Origin of the sequence: Peribacillus sp. NPDC097225 (assembly GCF_044761955.1) — a bacterium.
Classification (GTDB): Bacteria; Bacillota; Bacilli; order Bacillales; family DSM-1321; genus Peribacillus.
The window spans coordinates 1-1,008 of the sequence record NZ_JBIWDJ010000027.1 but is presented as its reverse complement, the minus strand read 5'-3'; the positions used below and the strand labels follow the sequence as shown (position 1 = coordinate 1,008).

The window sequence follows — 1,008 nt, the reverse complement described above, 5'->3', positions numbered from 1 at the left end:
ACTTCCGAAGTACAAGGACGGCGGCGAGATCCGCCCGGCCTGGGAGTCACAGCTCGAAAACGGTCACCGTGCAGCGAAGATGCGCAACGGCAATCCGTACACGTGGGGCTTCGAGGATTGCTCGGGCTATATGTCCGCGATTGCCGACGCTATCATCAATGGCGGCGACGGCAAGTGGTCATGGGCAACAGGGTCCTTCCCTGGCGGCCAGCCATGGGTACCCGGCCTTGGTCAGGGCTTCTCAGTAGGTGTTCATGACAATCCGGGTGGACCGGGTGGTGGACACACTGCCGGAACACTGACCGGCGTCGGACCGTACTCGACGACCAATGTCGAATCTGGTGGCGGACATGGGTATGTCGCCTATGGCGGACCAGCTGCTGGTGCCGACAGTGGTCAATTCGTCGGAGTCAACCCGGGGCAGTACCACCTTGCTATCGGTGCGGACGGCGCCTTTGAGTCAGGCGGCGGAGGGGGTGGACCGAGTCCGCAGCAGAAGCAGGATTTCCTGCAGCGCAAGATTGCGGAGATTTTCGACAAGGGCCTCAATCCGATCAAGGATTCGATCGCTGGTGCGATTGGTTCGCCGCCTCCTGAAGTTCTCGGCATTCCGCCGAAGTTCCTGGATAAGGGACGGGACATGGTCTCGGGCTACCTGGCGGAAAAGGTGCTCGGCCTCGGCGAACTGCTGTCGAGCGCATGGGACAAGGCGAAGGATCTCGGCAGCAAGCTGACGTTCGGGCTTTTCGACCAGGGCGGCCTAGCAAGTGGCACCGGCTTCATGCCGAAGAATGTGATCGCTCCCGAGCGGGTACTGTCGCCGGCCGAAACGAAGGCGTGGGAACTGCTAGTTCCGCATCTCGTTTCGCTGGCACCGGCGCTCGAACACTTCGAGAGCGTTGTCACCTCGCCAGCGTTCACCAGTGCGGCGAACTTGGTTCAGGACGGGCAGTTCACTCCCGCACTGCGAGATTCGTTTGGCGTCGAAGAGGACTCACCGATCGTCAA

Annotated in this window: 1 protein-coding gene; it reads left to right on the top strand. The window is 61.4% G+C overall.

Going from position 1 to position 1,008, the window contains the following annotated elements:
- A partial coding sequence (locus ACIQXH_RS20425) for a hypothetical protein (protein ID WP_403125482.1) occupies positions 1 to 1,008 on the top strand: 1,008 nt, incomplete at both ends.